A 16,715-nucleotide genomic window follows, 5' to 3' on the forward strand; every position below is an offset into this window, starting at 1 on the left:
ACCACAGCCCGCCCGCATCACAGGCTCGGGGTCCGGCGGGAAACAGGCCGGGAAACGGGGAGCGGAGGCGGTTGATCATGGCGCAGGGTGAGGTGCTCGAGTTCGAGGAGTACGTGCGTACCCGGCAGGACGCGCTGCTGCGCAGCGCACGCCGGCTGGTGCCGGACCCGGTCGACGCCCAGGACCTGCTCCAGACCGCGCTGGTGCGGACGTACGGCCGCTGGGACGGCATCGCCGACAAGCGGCTCGCGGACGCCTATCTGCGCCGTGTCATGATCAACACGCGGACCGAGTGGTGGCGGGCCCGCAAGCTGGAGGAGGTCCCCACCGAGCAGCTGCCGGACGCCTCCGTCGAGGACGCCACCGAGCAGCACGCCGACCGCGCGCTGCTCATGGACATCATGAAAGTCCTCGCTCCGAAGCAGCGCAGTGTCGTCGTGCTGCGACACTGGGAGCAGATGTCCACCGAAGAGACCGCCGCGGCACTCGGCATGTCAGCGGGAACGGTCAAGAGCACGCTGCACAGGGCGCTCGCCCGGCTCCGCGAGGAGCTGGAGGCCCGCGATCTGGACGCACGCGCGCTGGAGCGTGAGGAGCGGGAGCGTTGCGCGGCCTGACCGGCAGGGCTGGTACCGGCCCTGAGCCCACCGGGGCTCCAGGGACCCTCCAGGCGGTGAGTACGGCGGTGGCCGTGGTCACCGCCCTCGGGCTTTTGGTGTCCGCCTGCGGCACCGGCGGCACCGGCGCCCGCGACGAGGGACCCGCCGACGCCCCTTCGGTGGCGGGCACCCCGGCCGCGCCCTCGCCCAGCCCGAGCGAGACCCCGCGCGCGGTGGACGCGGTCCGGCTGATCAAGGACGACCCGAAGGTCTCGCCCACCGTCAAGAACGGCCTCAAGCCGTGCGTCGCCGACGAGTACCCTGTCGACGTGTCGTACGGCAAGCTGACCGGCACCTCCGTCGAGGACATCGTCGTCAACGTGCTGACCTGCGGGGACGCGGTCGGGCTCGGTGCCTATGTGTACCGTGAGCGCAAGCCGGGCGACGGCTACGAGAACGTGTTCTCGGCCGAGGAGCCGCCGGTCTACGCCGAGATCGACCGCGGGGACCTCGTCGTGACCAAGCAGGTGTACGAGCGCGGCGACCCGGTCTCGAACCCCTCGGGCGAGGACGTCATCACCTACCGCTGGTCCGGCAGCGGGTTCACGAAGGCGTTCAGCACCCGCAACGAGTACAGCAAGACCGTCGGCGGGGGCGCGAAGGCGACGCCGCCCTCGGAGCCGGAACCGGAACCGGCCGAGCCGTAGCACCGGCGGCACCGGTCGCGACGGCCCGCCGGCGGGGTGAACCGATCGGGCCTCCCGGTCCGAACACCCCGTGAACGCGGTGCCCCGGCGGCCCCGGCCCGTCGGCGGCGCCCGGCGGACCGGACCCGCCGGGCGGACCCCATGAACGCAGCACCGACCGGGTAGGCGCCGCACGGACCCGCTCCCCGCGGGACCGGCGCGGCACCGGCGGGCACGGCACCGCTGAACGCACCACCCGTCCGGTGCGTCCACCTCCGTGGACGCGCCTGAAGCACAGAGGACTGAGAGCACCGGGATGGCAGACCAGACCCATGTCCTGTTCGTCGAGGACGACGATGTCATCCGCGAGGCCACCCAGCTCGCCCTGGAGCGGGACGGCTTCGCGGTCACGGCGATGCCCGACGGACTGTCCGGCCTGGAGGCGTTCCGGGCGCGGCGGCCCGACATCGCGCTGCTGGACGTCATGGTCCCCGGCCTCGACGGCGTCAGCCTGTGCCGCCGCATCCGCGACGAGTCCACGGTGCCGGTGATCATGCTGTCGGCGCGCGCCGACTCCATCGACGTCGTCCTCGGTCTGGAGGCGGGTGCCGACGACTATGTGACCAAGCCGTTCGACGGCGCCGTCCTGGTCGCCCGGATCCGCGCGGTGCTGCGCCGCTTCGGGCACGCCGGCGGCGACCGCGCCGAGGCGGACGCGGCCGGGGTGGACGGCGCGGTGCTGACCTTCGGCGACCTGGAGGTGGACACCGAGGGCATGGAGGTGCGCCGGGCCGGGCTGCCGGTGGGCCTCACCCCCACCGAGATGCGGCTGCTCCTGGAGTTCTCCTCCGCGCCGGGCACCGTGCTGTCGCGGGACAAGCTCCTGGAACGCGTGTGGGACTACGGCTGGGGCGGTGACACCCGGGTCGTCGACGTCCATGTGCAGCGGCTGCGCACCAAGATCGGCCAGGACCGCATCGAGACGGTCCGCGGCTTCGGCTACAAGCTGAAGGCCTGAGCGGGGCGGGCATGCGGGGGAACACGCGGCGCCGGATTCCCGGGCGCCTGGAGCACGCGAAGATCCGTACCGGTCTGCGCTGGAAGCTGAGCGCGGCCATCGCGCTGGTCGGCGCGCTGATCGCCGTCGCGCTGAGCCTGGTCGTGCACAACGCCGCGCGGGTGTCCATGCTGGACAACGCGCGCGACCTCGCCGACTCGCGGCTCGTGTACGCCCAGCCGCTCTACGAGCGCCCCGGGCACCGGCCGACCTCCACGATCATCAAGGTCGACGACCCGATGCTGCCGCCCGCGCTCCAGCAGAAGGTCCGGGAGGGCCGCCGGGCCACCTATGTCTCCGACCACCGGGGCGGGGTGCCGGACATCTGGGCGGCCATGCCGATCAAGGGCGGCCATGTGCTGTCCGTGCACACCCACTTCACCGACCGCAGCGCGAACATCCTCCGGGACCTCGACCAGGCCCTGGTCATCGGCTCCATCGCGGTCGTCCTCGGCGGCAGCGCGCTGGGCGTGCTCATCGGCGCCCAGCTCTCGCGGCGGCTGCGCAAGGCGGCCACCGCGGCGAACCAGGTGGCCAACGGCGAGCCGGACATCCGGGTGCGGGACGCCATCGGCGGTGTCGTACGGGACGAGACCGACGATCTCGCGCGTGCGGTGGACGCCATGGCGGACGCCCTCCAGCAGCGGCTGGAGGCGGAGCGGCGGGTCACCGCGGACATCGCGCACGAGCTGCGCACCCCGGTCACCGGGCTGCTGACGGCGGCCGAGCTGCTGCCGCCGGGACGCCCCACCGAGCTGGTCCTGGACCGCGCGAAGGCCATGCGCACGCTGGTCGAGGACGTCCTGGAGGTGGCCCGGCTGGACGGCGCCTCGGAGCGGGCCGAGTTGCAGGACCTCATGCTCGGCGAGTTCGTCGCCCGCCGGGTGGCGGCGAAGGACCCGGACGTCGAGGTGCGGGTGGTGCACGAGTCGATGGTCACCACCGATCCGCGGCGCCTGGAGCGGGTGCTGTTCAACCTGATCACCAACGCGTCCCGGCACGGCAGGCCGCCGATCCAGGTGACCGTCGAGGGCCGGGTCATCCGGGTCCGCGACCACGGTCCCGGCTTCCCCGAGGCGCTGCTCGCCGAGGGCCCGAGCCGGTTCCGCACCGGCAGCGCGGACCGCGCCGGGCGCGGCCACGGCCTCGGTCTGACCATCGCCGCCGGGCAGGCCCGGGTGCTGGGCGCCCGGCTCACCTTCCGCAACGTCCGGCCCGCGGGCGCCCCCGAGCACGTACCGGCCGAGGGCGCGGTCGCCGTCCTGTGGCTCCCGGAACACGCGCCGACCAGCACGGGCAGCTACCCGACGCTGCCGGAGTGACCCACCGGTCCCGACGCGGCGAAGGCCCCCCGGCGGACGGCCGGGGGGCCTTCGTACGGTACGGGCGGCGGCGCGTCCGGGCCGCCGCTGCCGCTACATCTGCGCCTCGACCGCCGTCTCGGCCGGGGCCGGTCCCGCGCCCTTGAGCGGCACCTCCTTGACGAACACCGCCGCGACCAGCGCGACGACGCCGACCACGGAGCCGAGCAGGAACGCCGAGTGCGTACCGGAGGACACCGCGTGCTGGTATGCCTCGCGGGCGGCGGCCGGGAGCTTGGCCAGGCTCGCCGCGTCGAGCTGCGCGGACTTCTCGGTCATCTTCGAGCCCGCGGCACCGGCCCGCTCCGCCATCTCGTGCTGGACCCGGTTGTTGAACAGCGCGCCCATGATCGCCACACCGAAGGACGAGCCGAGCGTACGGAAGAGGGTGGTGGACGAGGAGGCCACGCCCATGTCCTTCATCTCCACGCTGTTCTGCGCGACCAGCATGGTGATCTGCATCAGACAGCCCATGCCCGCGCCGAGGACGGCCATGAACAGGCCCGAGGTGAGCCGGGTGGTGCCGGTGTCCATCATGGACAGCAGGTAGAGACCGACGACCATGAGGACGCTGCCGACCACCGGGAAGACCTTGTACTTGCCGCTGCTGGTGGTGACCCGGCCCGCGACCATCGACACCACCAGCATGGCGCCGAGCATCGGCAGCAGCAGCAAGCCGGAGTTGGTCGCGGAGGCGCCCTGCACCGCCTGCTGGTACAGCGGCAGGAAGAGCACCGCGCCGAACATCACGAAGCCGGTGACGAAGCCGATCAGCGACATCAGGGTGAAGTTGCGGCTGCGGAAGATGTGCAGCGGCACGATCGGCTCGGCGGCCCTGGTCTGCCAGAACACGAACCCGATGAGCGCGACCACGCCGATGGCGATCAGTTCCATGATCCGCGCGGACGTCCAGGCGTACTCCGTGCCGCCCCAGGTGGTGACCAGCACGATGGAGCTGATGCCGAGGGTGAGCAGCGCCGCGCCCACGTAGTCCACGCGCGCCTGCGCGCGCTTCTTCGGCAGGTGCAGCACGGCGCTCACCGCGACCAGCGCCACCGCGCCGAGCGGCAGGTTGATGTAGAAGGCCCAGCGCCAGCCCCAGTTGTCGGTGATGGTGCCGCCGACCAGCGGGCCGCCGATCATCGCCAGCGCCATGACGCCGGCCATCATGCCCTGGTACTTGCCGCGCTCGCGGGGCGGGATCAGGTCGCCGATGATGGCCATCACGCCGACCATCAGACCGCCGGCGCCCAGGCCCTGGATGGCCCGGAAGCCGATCAGCTGGCCCATGTCCTGCGCCATGCCGCTCAGCGCGGAGCCGGCCAGGAAGATCACGATCGAGGTCATGAAGGCGCCCTTGCGCCCGTACATGTCGCCGAGCTTGCCCCACAGCGGTGTGGCCGCGGCGGTGGCGAGCGTATAGGCGGTCACCACCCAGGACAGGTGCTGGAGCCCGCCCAGCTCGCCGACTATCGTCGGCATCGCGGTGCCCACGATCATGTTGTCGAGCATCGCGAGCATCATGGCGATCATGAGCGCGAGCAGGACGACCCGCACGCTCCTCGGTTGTGGACCGGCGTCCGCGCCGGTCTTGGTGTCCGCTATCGCTGTGTCCGCCATCGTTCCCCAGCTCCCCCAGGTGCCTGCCTACTTACTTGCCGACCGGCAAGTTACTACACTCGGGAAGGTAGAGCTTAACTAGCCGGGCGTCAAGTAAGTTTCTGCTGGCCTGTCGGCAGGTAAGTTTCCCGGACAGCGCAAGGAGTACGAGGATGGGCGTCACGATGGACGGCACGAAGCAGCAGCGCCGCGGCAACACCCGCCAGCGCATCCAGGACGTGGCCCTCGAACTCTTCGCGGAGCAGGGCTACGAGAAGACGTCCCTGCGCGAGATCGCCGAGCGCCTGGACGTCACCAAAGCGGCTCTCTACTACCACTTCAGAACGAAGGAAGAGATCGTCGTCAGCCTCTTCGAGGATCTGACGCAGCCGCTCCAGGACCTGATCGTGTGGGGCCGGGAGCAGCCGCGCACACTGGAGACCAAACAGGAGATCGTCCGCCGCTACAGCGAAGCGCTCGCCGGGGCGTCGCCGCTGTTCCGCTTCATGCAGGAGAACCAGGCGACGGTACGGGAGCTGCGCATCGGCGAGAGCTTCAAGGACTGGATGCGCGCCCTGCGGGACATCATCACCGACCCGGAGGCGAGCCTGACCGACCAGGTCCGCTGCATCAGCGCGCTCTTCACGCTGCACGCCGGCATGTTCGTGATGCAGGACCTGGAGGGCGACCCGGAGGAGCGGCGCAAGGCCGTCCTGGAGGTCTCCATCGATCTGGTGACCCAGGCCCACCGGGGCGCGCACGGCGGCTGAGCGTCCCGGACGGCGGACAGCACCGTGCCGCCCCGCCGCGGAAGCGACGGGACGGCACGGTGGTGAAACGTTCAGCCGGGCAGACTCGGGGCCCGGCGGGCCGTCGGCCGGTGGCTCAGACCTTCACGCCGTGGGCGCGCAGGAAGACGACCGGGTTGACGGCGGAGCCGTAGTTCGGGGTGGTGCGGATCTCGAAGTGCAGATGCGGGCCGGTGCTGTTGCCGGTGTTGCCGGACTTGGCTATGTGCTGCCCGGTGGTGACGACCTGGCCGACCTTCACGTCGATACGGGAGAGGTGGGCGTACTGGGAGTACAGCCCGTTGGCGTGCTTGACGACGATGGCGTTGCCGTAGGCCGGACCGTCACCGCCGCCGTTGGGGCCGGCCTTGACGACCGTGCCGCCGTGCGCGGCGACGACGTTGGTGCCGATCGGCACGGCGAAGTCCTGGCCGCTGTGCTTGTGGGCCCAGTGGCTGCCGCCCTGGTTGAAGCTGGCGCTCAGGGTGTAGCTCTTGACCGGGTCGACCCAGGCCGCCGCCGACTTGGCGACGGTGGCGGTCGGGGCCGCCATCTCGGCGGCCGACGCGGCGCCCGCACCCACTGCGGCGGTCACTCCCAGGCCTGCGGCCAGGACGGCGGCACGGGTACGGAGCTTGGTCGCACGGGAAGAACGGACGGTGGCGCGCTGGAACATCGAAACCTCTGAGGGTGGGGGACATGTGGACCACCCGGGACGCAGGTGCTGCGCCGGGCGGGGCCCCACCTTGGTAACCCCGCCGGTCACCGGCCCTCAAACACCCCCACTACGACACGAACTAGTAACAGCGGGCAGTGATGCAGCTCTCTTGACACCTCGGGCATCTGGGACAAAACCGCTGTAAAACCCCCACACCCCTCCACCCTGATGGACGAAATGTCCGATTTAAGGGTGCCTGTCCCCTACTAGGCGCCTTAGTGCGGGAGAAAACGCCTGTGCCCCATGTCACCGGTGGACCCCCCTGGCGCCCCCTTTCCTGTGACCGGGCTCATGTGGTGCCCGTCTCAGCAGAGTTACCCGCAAGTAATCATTCGGTTCCCCTCCCGCCACCCGGGCGCACGAGCATGCTCCCAGCCCATCCCCAGCGCTGAGCACGCGAGAGGACCCCTCCATGACCCCAGGCACCTGGACGCGCCGCACCGGTACGACCGCCCTGGCCGCGGTCGCCGTCGCCGCACTGGCCGTCCCGGCGGGCGCCGAGGCCGCGGCCGGCGCCCCGGCGCCCGCCCCCGCGGCCACCACCACGGCCGTCACCACGGCGAACGCCACCCCGTCCGGGAAGGTCGACCACACCACCTGGCAGCGGGACTGCCAGGCCGTGATGGACCAGGCCCTGCCCTATCTGAAGCAGCGCATCGCGCACGGCACCCCCGGCGAGAAGCAGGCCGTCGTGTTCGACGTCGACAACACCACCCTGGAGACGGACTTCGGCTTCACCTGGCCCCAGCCCGCCAACAAGCCTGTGCTGGAGGTCGCCCGGTACGCCCAGGAGCACGGCGTCGCGCTGTTCTTCGTCACCGCCCGCCCCGGCATCGTCAAGGCCCCGACCCGGTACAACCTGGAGCACGACGGCTACCGCGTCGACGGCCTCGCCGTGCGCGGTCTGTTCGACCTGTTCAAGAACGTCGCCGACTACAAGACCGCCCAGCGCGCCGGCATCGAGGCCGACGGCTACACGATCATCGCGAACATCGGCAACAGCGCCACCGACCTGTCCGGCGGCCACGCCGAGAAGACGTTCAAACTCCCGGACTACGACGGCCAGTTGTCCTGATCCTCCGGCCAGGGCATAGGCTCCAGCCGTTCGCGACATCACGGGGGGTGCGGCGGATGGAGCCCATGGCACTCGGCGGCAGACTGGCGTCCAGCCTGATCGCGCCGCTGGTCAGGAAGCTGTTCGTGGCGGACGGGCCGGGCGCCGCACTGGTGGACCGGCCCGTGCGGATGAGCGACCTCGTCTCCTTCCGCGGCGAGAAGCGCTCCCTGGGCGAGAAAGAGGTGCACAGGCTTGCCGGACGGCTGGTCGGCGGCGCCGCGGACCAGCCGGGCGAGCCGCCTTTCCCGCCGGGCGAGCAGGACGCCGTCACCGACGCGCTGGCCGCGCGCCTGCTCGCCCTCGGCGACCTCGGCATGGACGACGTCCAGGCCGTACGCCTGGGCCACCGCGAACTCGCCCGGCGGCTGTCCGAGGCCGCCCCCGCCGCCCACGGGCTGTCCGCCGACGCCGCGTACTTCCTGGACAGCGCCACCGAATGGGCCTGCCTGCACATCCTGGAGTTCTTCACCCGCCGCTCCACCTTCGTCGCCCGCACCCTGGTGGAGCAGACCCGGACGCAGTCCGAGCTGATCGCCCGGATCGACGAGCTGATCGTCCGCACCCCGCGCCCCGACGCCCGCGACACCGCCTTCGAACGCCGCTACCTGCCCCACCTGGCGCAGCGGCACAACCACATCACCATCTACGGCATCGACCTGCGCGACTCCCCCGACCGCTGGCCCCTGGAAGTGGCCTATCTGAGCCTGGAGGCCACCGGCGCCCAGGAGGACGCACCGGTCCCGGCACCGGAGGAGCACGCGGTCGCCGACGCCGCCCGGCTGCCGGCCGAGGAGGCGCTGCGCACCGCCCCCCGCGTCCTGCTGCGCGGCGACGCCGGGTCCGGCAAGACCACCCTGGTGCAGTGGCTGGCCGTCACCGCGGCCCGCGACGGCGACCGCGTCCCCTTCGTGCTGCCTCTGCGCACCCTGGCCCGCACCGGCCCCCTCCCCGCCCCCGACGGCTTCCTGAAGGCGGCCGGCTGCCCGCTCGGCGAGCCGGAGGGCTGGGCCGAGCGCGTCCTCACCGCGGGCCGGGCCCTGGTCCTGGTGGACGGCCTGGACGAGATCCCCGCCGCCGACCGCCACCGCACCCGCGACTGGCTGAGCGCCCTGCTCGCCGCCTACCCCGGCAACCAGTGGCTGCTGACCTCCCGCCCCACCGCCGTACGCCCCGACTGGCTGGCCCAGGAGGGCTTCCGCGAACTCACCCTGGCCCCGATGCGCGAACCCGAGGTCGCCACCTTCGTCCACCGCTGGCACCAGGCCGCGCACGCCCCGGAGTACGCGGGCGCGCTCATCGACTCCCTGCGCACCAAACGCGATCTCGCGCGCCTGGCCACCAACCCGCTCATGTGCGGCCTGATCTGCGCCCTGCACCGCGAGCGGCGCGGCTATCTCCCCACCGGCCGCAAGGAGCTGTACGACGCCGCCCTCGCGATGCTGCTGACCCGCCGGGACCGCGAACGCGGCCTGGCCGGCACGGACGAGGTGGACCTCGGTGAGGAGGCCGCCCTCGAACTCCTCCAGCGCCTGGCCTACGCACTGGTGCTGAGCGGCCGCACCGAGATGGACACCGAGACCGCCGAGGGCATCGTGGAGCGCCGCCTGCCCTCGCTCGCCCTGCCCGCCGACCCCGCCACCGCCGCGGCCGTCCTGCGCACCCTGCTGCTGCGCAGCGGACTGCTGCGCCGCCCGGCCGAGGGCGCCGTGGACTTCGTGCACCGCACCTTCCAGGACTACCTGGGTGCCCGCCACGCCGTGGAGGAGGGCCACCTCGACCTGCTGGCCGACCGCGCCCACGAGACCCAGTGGGAGGACGTCGTCCGGATGGCGGTGGCCCACGCCCGCCCCCGCGAGCGCGCCTCGGTGCTGCGGCGGCTGCTCGGCCGGGGCACCCCGCGGCTGGCCCTGCTGGCGCTGGCCTGCCTGGAGCACACCCCGGCCCTGGAACCGGCGGTGCGCGCCGAGGTGGAGGCCCGCGCCGCCGCGCTGATCCCGCCGCGCACCCCCGAGGACGCCAAGGCGCTGGCCGAGGCGGGCCCCCTGGTGCTGGAGCTGCTGCCGGGGCCCGAGGGACTGACCGACGCCGAGGCACTGGGCGTCACGGTCACGGCGTCGGTGCTCGGCGCGGACGAGCCCGCGGGCGCCCTCGGTGTGCTGCGCCGCTTCCGCTCCCACCCGGACCTCGGCGTCCGGCGCCAGCTCGTCGGCACCTGGAGCCGCTTCGGCACCGAGGAGTACGCGGCCGCGGTCCTGGACCACCTCGACCGCGACGGCCTCCTGATCACCTGCGAGACGGACGCGCAGCGGGCGGCACTGGCCCGGATGCGGCCCTGGCAGCGGGTGACCTTCCGGGGCGCGCACCCGGCCGCGGACATGGCCGCTGCCGTCCCCGGGCGCGACGGCGTACGCCTCCTCGATCTGTGCGACAACCCGCTGATCGACGACCTGGGCGCCCTGCTGCCGTTCTCCGGGCTCGACGGCCTGTGGCTCAAGGGCTGCGGCTGGGCCCACGGCCTGGACCGGCTCGCCCCGCTGCCCCTCACCGACCTCGCCTTCGGGGAGATCGCCGATCTGTCCGGGCTCACCGCGCTGCGGCAGCTGCGGCGGCTCTCCCTGGACCAGCTCCTGCCCGACGGCGGCCTCACCGGCGTACTGCCCACGGGCGCCCCGCTGGAGCACCTGCACCTCGGCACCGTCGCCCTGATGCGCGGCCACGCCCTGCGCGGGCTGAGCGCCTGGCCCACCCTGACCTCGCTCAGCCTCGGCGACCCGCACGGGTTCACCGGGGCCGACTGGCGGGAGGTGGCCGCGCTGCCCGCGCTGACGAGCCTCGTCCTGCGCCGGCTCATGCTCGAACACGGCCTCCGGACCATGCCGGAACTGCCGGGCGTACGGGACCTCAGGCTCACCTCGCGCCACGACGCGCACCTTCTGAGCGCCCTGGCCGAGCGGCTGCCGCATGTGCGCCGTGTCGTCTTCCGGTCCCGCTGGGACTACGCCGACCCGCGCGAGCTGCACGCCCAGCTCTTCCCGGCGGCCGAGATCACCTATCTGCGCTCCTGACCGCGCCCGCACACGGAAAGGGCCGGTGCCCGAAGGCACCGGCCCTTTCCGTCACGCGTCGTCCCGCGGGATCACGCGTCCTTGCTCAGGTTCGGCCCGGCTCCGCCGGCCGCCTGCTCGATCGGCGGAGCGTCGGGCAGCGCCGACTTCTCCTCACCCCGGAAGGTGAAGGTCTTCTCGTCGCCCTCGCCCTCGGTGTCCACGACCACGATGTGACCGGGGCGCAGCTCGCCGAAGAGGATCTTCTCCGAGAGCGTGTCCTCGACCTCCCGCTGGATCGTCCGGCGCAGCGGCCGGGCGCCCAGGACCGGGTCGTAGCCCTTCTTGGACAGCAGCTCCTTGGCGGACTGGGACAGCTCGATGCCCATGTCCCGGTCCTTGAGGCGCTCGTCCACCTTGCCGATCATCAGGTCGACGATCCGCAGGATGTCGTCCTGGGTGAGCTGCGGGAAGACGACCACGTCGTCGACGCGGTTGAGGAACTCGGGCCGGAAGTGCTGCTTCAGCTCGTCCGAGACCTTGTTCTTCATGCGCTCGTAGTTGGTCTTCGTGTCACCCGTGGCCGCGAAGCCCAGGTTGAAGCCCTTGGAGATGTCCCGGGTGCCGAGGTTGGTCGTCATGATGATGACCGTGTTCTTGAAGTCCACGACCCGGCCCTGGGAGTCGGTCAGACGACCGTCCTCCAGGATCTGGAGCAGCGAGTTGAAGATGTCCGGGTGGGCCTTCTCGACCTCGTCGAAGAGGACGACCGAGAACGGCTTGCGGCGCACCTTCTCCGTCAGCTGGCCGCCCTCCTCGTAGCCCACGTAGCCGGGGGGCGAACCGAAGAGCCGCGAGACCGTGTGCTTCTCGCTGAACTCCGACATGTCGAGGGAGATCAGCGCGTCCTCGTCACCGAAGAGGAACTCGGCGAGCGCCTTGGACAGCTCGGTCTTACCGACTCCGGACGGACCGGCGAAGATGAACGAGCCACCGGGACGCTTCGGATCCTTCAGACCGGCGCGCGTACGGCGGATCGCCTTGGACAGCGCCTTGACGGCGTCGACCTGGCCGATGACCCGCTTGTGCAGCTCGTCCTCCATGCGCAGCAGACGCGAGGACTCCTCCTCGGTCAGCTTGAAGACCGGGATGCCGGTGGCCGTGGCGAGGACCTCGGCGATCAGCTCGCCGTCGACCTCGGCGACGACGTCCATGTCGCCGGCCTTCCACTCCTTCTCCCGCTTGGCCTTGGCGGCCAGGAGCTGCTTCTCCTTGTCGCGCAGGGAGGCGGCCTTCTCGAAGTCCTGCGAGTCGATCGCGGACTCCTTGTCGCGGCGCACGCCCGCGATCTTCTCGTCGAACTCGCGCAGGTCCGGCGGCGCGGTCATCCGGCGGATGCGCATCCGGGAACCGGCCTCGTCGATCAGGTCGATCGCCTTGTCCGGCAGGAAGCGGTCCGAGATGTACCGGTCGGCCAGCGTGGCGGCCTGCACCAGGGCCTCGTCGGTGATCGAGACGCGGTGGTGCGCCTCGTACCGGTCGCGCAGACCCTTGAGGATCTCGATGGTGTGCGGCAGGGACGGCTCCGCGACCTGGATGGGCTGGAAGCGGCGCTCCAGGGCCGCGTCCTTCTCCAGGTGCTTGCGGTACTCGTCCAGCGTGGTGGCGCCGATGGTCTGGAGCTCACCGCGGGCCAGCATCGGCTTCAGGATCGAGGCGGCGTCGATGGCGCCCTCGGCGGCACCCGCACCGACCAGCGTGTGCAGCTCGTCGATGAACAGGATGATGTCGCCGCGGGTGCGGATCTCCTTGAGCACCTTCTTCAGGCGCTCCTCGAAGTCACCGCGGTAGCGGGAGCCGGCGACCAGCGCGCCGAGGTCCAGGGTGTAGAGGTGCTTGTCCTTGAGGGTCTCGGGCACCTCGCCCTTGACGATGGCCTGGGCGAGGCCCTCGACGACGGCGGTCTTGCCGACGCCGGGCTCACCGATCAGCACCGGGTTGTTCTTGGTGCGGCGGGACAGCACCTGCATGACCCGCTCGATCTCCTTCTCGCGCCCGATGACCGGGTCGAGCTTGGACTCGCGGGCGGCCTGGGTGAGGTTCCGGCCGAACTGGTCGAGGACCAGGGACGTCGAGGGGGTGCCCTCGGCAGGGCCGCCGGCGGTGGCGGTCTCCTTGCCCTGGTAACCGGAGAGCAGCTGGATCACCTGCTGCCGCACCCGGTTGAGGTCGGCGCCCAGCTTGACCAGGACCTGGGCGGCGACGCCCTCGCCCTCGCGGATCAGGCCGAGCAGGATGTGCTCCGTGCCGATGTAGTTGTGCCCCAGCTGGAGGGCCTCGCGGAGCGACAGCTCCAGGACCTTCTTGGCACGGGGGGTGAAGGGGATGTGGCCCGAGGGCGCCTGCTGGCCCTGGCCGATGATCTCCTCCACCTGCTGGCGGACCGCCTCGAGCGAAATCCCGAGGCTCTCAAGGGCCTTGGCGGCGACACCCTCACCCTCGTGGATCAGGCCCAGGAGGATGTGCTCGGTGCCGATGTAGTTGTGGTTGAGCATCCGGGCTTCTTCCTGAGCCAGGACGACAACCCGCCGCGCGCGGTCGGTGAACCTCTCGAACATCGTTAATCGCTCCTCAGAGCGGTCAGGCAGTGGGGGGAACTTCCCCTCCCTGTCCTTCCGCAGCTTAGTCCCGCAAGCGGGGACCGCTCATTCCAACTGCCGACACCGTCGATGGCCTCCTGACCCCGAACGCCGACATCTGCTCCAACCCGATGGTGCGAGACGATGTTCCCGCAGGCCAGGCAGTTACCCCAGTCGCCAGTACGCCGATGGCGAACGTGAGACTCCTCTGCCCGGGGTGCGGCCTGCGTGTCGCCCCCTCCCACTAGGCATGTCTTACCCGCGGGAACGGACACTCCATGCGGGACGCCCCGGTTCCCTCCGCTATGGGCGAACACCCTTGCGCGCCGTACCGCCGCCGGGCGACCCCGCTTCGGACACGCAGGGCGCACGGAGGGCGACTCACCGTAACCTCCGGGCGGGCCCGGCGGTTGGACCGGCATGGTCGGCAGCCTCTCCGCGATCCCGGTGGTCCCGGTGATCCCAGCGATCCCCACGGCTCCCCTTCCGCTCCCGTCCCCTCGCCGGCCGCTCGGTCCCGCCGACCGGGCACGCCGCTGGTACGAGAACGAGCTGGGGTGGGCGACGGTGCCCGGAGCACCGGCACGACTTGTCGTGGGCCGCGGCTTCGACGTCCTGGACATGCCGCTGGAGGCGGGCCGTGCGACGCTGCGCCGCCTGGGGACGTGTCCGGGCGTGCCCGCGTCCCCGGTGGCCGTGCAGGGGGACCGGATGCGGCTGCTGGTGGCCGCGGGCAGCGCGGAGGAGCTGCCGGGGCTGCTGCGCTGGCTGGAGTGGGACGCGCTGGACCTGGACCTGGTGGGCCTCGGCGCGGGGGCGCTGATGGACGCGCCGCCGCCGCCCGGCGCCGGGGCGCGGACGTACCCGCAGGGGGCCGCCGAGTGGCTGCGGCCCCCCGAGTCCGGAGGCGAGGTCGAGTCCTCGCTGCCGACGATGTCGGCGCAGGGGGCCGGTGGGGGCGCCCCCGATCTCGTACGGCTGGTGCGCACCGCCGCTACGCAGTGCCACCGGGTCCGGCTGCGGCACCCGCGGGGCCGGTCACCGGTCCGGTAGGTCTCGCCGGCGGTGACTAGCCGTTGGCCTTCTCGTACGCCTCGCGGATGGTCGCGGGGACACGGCCGCGGTCGTTGACGTCGTAGCCGTTCTCCTTGGCCCACGCACGGATCTGCGCGGTGTCCTGGCTGCCGCCGGCCGCCGCCGCACGCGCCTTTCCGCGCCCGCCCGAAGCACGGCCGCCGGTACGCCGGCCGCTCTTCACGTACGGCTCGAGAAGGCCGCGGAGCTTGTCCGCATTGGCGGTGGTGAGATCGATCTCGTAGGTCTTGCCGTCCAGTGCGAACGTAACGGTCTCGTCCGCCTCGCCGCCGTCGAGGTCATCGACAAGAAGGACCTGAACCTTCTGTGCCACCGGATTTCCTTTCATCGATAACGTCAGGGCCGGGGTGGGTCGGCGTCCGCCGTTTCACCGTCCCCTGTTATATGCAGTACAGCAGTACGTCGGAAAGCAAACCGCTTTTGCGGGAAAAACACAAACCCCTGGGAGAGACCGGACCCTCATCCCCGCCCGGAAACATGCGCGTTTCGGACATAGGGAACGCGGGCATGGCCGGTCCGGCGGAATGCGGCTTCCACGGCTCGGCACCGCCGTCCTCTCCGGGCGCCGGTGTGGATCACAGATGCAGAAGCATCCGACTGTTGCCCAAGGTGTTCGGTTTCACTCGTTCGAGACCGAGGAACTCCGCGACGCCCTCGTCATAGGAACGCATCAGCTCGGCGTAGACATCCGTGTCGACGGGTGTCTCACCGATCTCCACGAAGCCGTGCTTCTCGAAGAAGTCGACTTCGAAGGTCAGGCAGAATACGCGGCGAACGCCGAGCCAGCGTGCGGTCTGGAGCAACTTCTCCAGCAGCCGGTGCCCGACACCGGCGCCCTTGAGGCCCGGCTTCACCGCGAGCGTGCGCACTTCCGCCAGGTCTTCCCACATCACGTGCAGTGCGCCGCACCCGACGACCTCGGCGTTGTCGTCCCGTTCTGCGATCCAGAACTCCTGGATGTCCTCGTAAAGCGTCACGGTCGCTTTGTCGAGGAGGATGCGTCCGCGGGCGTAGTCGTCGAGCAGTCGGCGCACCGCCGGGACATCGCTGGTCCGGGCCCGCCGGACGGTGATGGCTTTTGCGGTGACTTCGCGCTGCGCTGCGGGTCGCTTCGCCGGATGCTCTGCGGGTTGCTCTGCGGGCATGGGCGGACGCTATCGCCCGGTGCCGCCGGCTCCGGCGCCGGGGTTCCGGTCGCCGGTTTCACCGTCGGCTTCGCCATGGGTTTCACCGCCGGTTTCGCCTGCGGTTTCACCGGCGGCGGCTTCGGTGCCTTCCGTGCGCAACCCCGCCGCCGTGGCCTCCGGCGCGCCTTCGACGATCCGTACGGCGTCCCGCAGGGCCTGCCGCTGTTCCTCGCTCATCATGCCGAAGAAGGCGACGAGAGCGGCGGCGGCGTTGTCACTCTGGGACCAGGCGTCGTTCATCAGTGCGGCCGCGTAGGCGGCCCGGGTGGAGACGGCCTCATATCGATAGGCCCGGCCTTCCGCTTCCCGGCGCACCCAGCCCTTCTGATGGAGATTGTCCAAAACGGTCATCACCGTGGTGTACGCGATGGTCCGTTCCTGCTGGAGGTCTTCCAGGACTTCTCGAACGGTCACCGGGCGGTTCCACTTCCACACCCGTGTCATGACCGCGTCTTCGAGTTCTCCCAAGGGGCGAGGCACACCTCAGACCTTAGTGGGAGATGCGGCCAGAAGCGTGCCGAACATCCGATTACGCCACGAAAGCGAACAAAAAGGGCGTACGGCAGGCCGGGCCCGGGGCCGGACGCCGGGTCAGGCGTCGGGGGCGGAGGTCCCCGCGGAGGCGGCGTTCCGGCCGCCTCCCGTACGGGCCAGCGCGGCGTCGACGGCCGCGTCCTCCTTGGCCTTGGCGGCACCGCCCTGGGTCTTCACGATCACCCTGACCAGGCCGATGAAGAACGCGGCCATCACGATCGGCGGAACGAGTGCGGAGACGTAGTCCATGGATCCAGAGTAGCCAGGACCCGGGGACAAACAGGGGCGGGG

At 71.2% G+C, this 16,715-nt stretch carries 15 protein-coding genes; 8 read left to right on the forward strand and 7 right to left on the reverse strand.

Features of this window, described 5'->3' with window-relative positions; all coding sequences use genetic code 11:
* Positions 1-77 precede the first annotated feature (77 nt).
* The 4 genes from B086_RS0123310 to cseC all read left to right on the forward strand — a co-directional run bounded on the left by B086_RS0123310 (position 78) and on the right by cseC (position 3,664).
* Positions 78-617 (forward strand): SigE family RNA polymerase sigma factor, encoded by a 540-nt coding sequence (locus B086_RS0123310; RefSeq protein ID WP_018568846.1) that lies wholly within the window; start codon positions 78-80, stop codon positions 615-617.
* On the forward strand, positions 605-1,306 hold the full coding sequence (locus tag B086_RS40575; protein WP_051576425.1) for a hypothetical protein: 702 nt from the start codon (positions 605-607) through the stop codon (positions 1,304-1,306). Before B086_RS0123310 ends, B086_RS40575 begins: the two co-directional genes overlap by 13 nt.
* Positions 1,307-1,601: 295 nt before the next feature.
* A complete protein-coding gene (gene cseB / locus B086_RS0123320; RefSeq protein ID WP_018568848.1) occupies positions 1,602-2,303 on the forward strand; it encodes a two-component system response regulator CseB in 702 nt (233 codons plus the stop codon).
* A gap of 11 nt (positions 2,304-2,314) precedes the next feature.
* Complete coding sequence (gene cseC / locus B086_RS0123325) at positions 2,315-3,664, forward strand: two-component system sensor histidine kinase CseC (RefSeq protein WP_018568849.1); 1,350 nt, start codon at positions 2,315-2,317, stop codon at positions 3,662-3,664.
* A 93-nt stretch (positions 3,665-3,757) separates the two neighbouring features.
* Here the strand turns inward: cseC and B086_RS0123330 are convergent, their stop codons facing one another.
* Positions 3,758-5,323 carry an MDR family MFS transporter gene (locus B086_RS0123330; protein ID WP_026252691.1) on the reverse strand — a complete coding sequence of 522 codons (1,566 nt, stop codon included), beginning with the start codon at positions 5,321-5,323 and terminating at the stop codon, positions 3,758-3,760.
* A gap of 152 nt (positions 5,324-5,475) precedes the next feature.
* Between B086_RS0123330 and B086_RS0123335 the strand changes: the two genes are divergently transcribed.
* Positions 5,476-6,072 carry a TetR/AcrR family transcriptional regulator gene (locus tag B086_RS0123335; protein WP_018568851.1) on the forward strand — a complete coding sequence of 199 codons (597 nt, stop codon included), beginning with the start codon at positions 5,476-5,478 and terminating at the stop codon, positions 6,070-6,072.
* 115 nt (positions 6,073-6,187) lie between these two features.
* On the opposite strand, the gene B086_RS0123340 is transcribed toward B086_RS0123335, so the two are convergent.
* Positions 6,188-6,766: a M23 family metallopeptidase gene (locus B086_RS0123340; RefSeq protein WP_018568852.1), complete on the reverse strand. Its 579-nt coding sequence runs from the start codon at positions 6,764-6,766 to the stop codon at positions 6,188-6,190.
* A gap of 454 nt (positions 6,767-7,220) precedes the next feature.
* Between B086_RS0123340 and B086_RS0123345 the strand changes: the two genes are divergently transcribed.
* Positions 7,221-7,883: an HAD family acid phosphatase gene (locus B086_RS0123345; RefSeq protein ID WP_018568853.1), complete on the forward strand. Its 663-nt coding sequence runs from the start codon at positions 7,221-7,223 to the stop codon at positions 7,881-7,883.
* Between the two features lie 56 nt (positions 7,884-7,939).
* Positions 7,940-10,990, forward strand: coding sequence for an NACHT domain-containing protein (locus B086_RS0123350; RefSeq protein ID WP_026252692.1), 3,051 nt, complete (start codon positions 7,940-7,942; stop codon positions 10,988-10,990).
* A 71-nt stretch (positions 10,991-11,061) separates the two neighbouring features.
* Here B086_RS0123350 and B086_RS0123355 read toward each other — a convergent pair whose 3' ends face one another.
* A complete protein-coding gene (locus B086_RS0123355) occupies positions 11,062-13,587 on the reverse strand; it encodes an ATP-dependent Clp protease ATP-binding subunit (protein ID WP_018568855.1) in 2,526 nt (841 codons plus the stop codon).
* A 441-nt stretch (positions 13,588-14,028) separates the two neighbouring features.
* On the opposite strand from B086_RS0123355, the gene B086_RS40580 reads away from it, so the two are divergent.
* Positions 14,029-14,661, forward strand: a complete 633-nt coding sequence (locus B086_RS40580) for an SCO3374 family protein (RefSeq protein WP_026252693.1) — start codon at positions 14,029-14,031, stop codon at positions 14,659-14,661.
* A gap of 16 nt (positions 14,662-14,677) precedes the next feature.
* On the opposite strand, the gene B086_RS0123365 is transcribed toward B086_RS40580, so the two are convergent.
* The 4 genes from B086_RS0123365 to B086_RS0123380 form a co-directional block, all read right to left on the reverse strand.
* The gene (locus B086_RS0123365) at positions 14,678-15,016 is read right to left on the reverse strand and encodes a histone-like nucleoid-structuring protein Lsr2 (protein WP_018568857.1); all 339 of its coding nucleotides are present in this window, start codon (positions 15,014-15,016) and stop codon (positions 14,678-14,680) included.
* 262 nt (positions 15,017-15,278) lie between these two features.
* Positions 15,279-15,848 (reverse strand): amino-acid N-acetyltransferase, encoded by a 570-nt coding sequence (locus B086_RS0123370; protein ID WP_078509999.1) that lies wholly within the window; start codon positions 15,846-15,848, stop codon positions 15,279-15,281.
* A gap of 9 nt (positions 15,849-15,857) precedes the next feature.
* Entirely contained in the window at positions 15,858-16,370 is a 513-nt protein-coding gene (locus B086_RS0123375; protein ID WP_078531168.1) for a BlaI/MecI/CopY family transcriptional regulator, read from the reverse strand.
* A gap of 111 nt (positions 16,371-16,481) precedes the next feature.
* Positions 16,482-16,673 (reverse strand): hypothetical protein, encoded by a 192-nt coding sequence (locus B086_RS0123380; RefSeq protein ID WP_018568860.1) that lies wholly within the window; start codon positions 16,671-16,673, stop codon positions 16,482-16,484.
* Positions 16,674-16,715: the final 42 nt, after the last annotated feature.

The sequence above is a fragment of the Streptomyces sp. PsTaAH-124 genome, assembly GCF_000373685.1.
GTDB lineage: Bacteria > Actinomycetota > Actinomycetes > Streptomycetales > Streptomycetaceae > Streptomyces > Streptomyces andamanensis.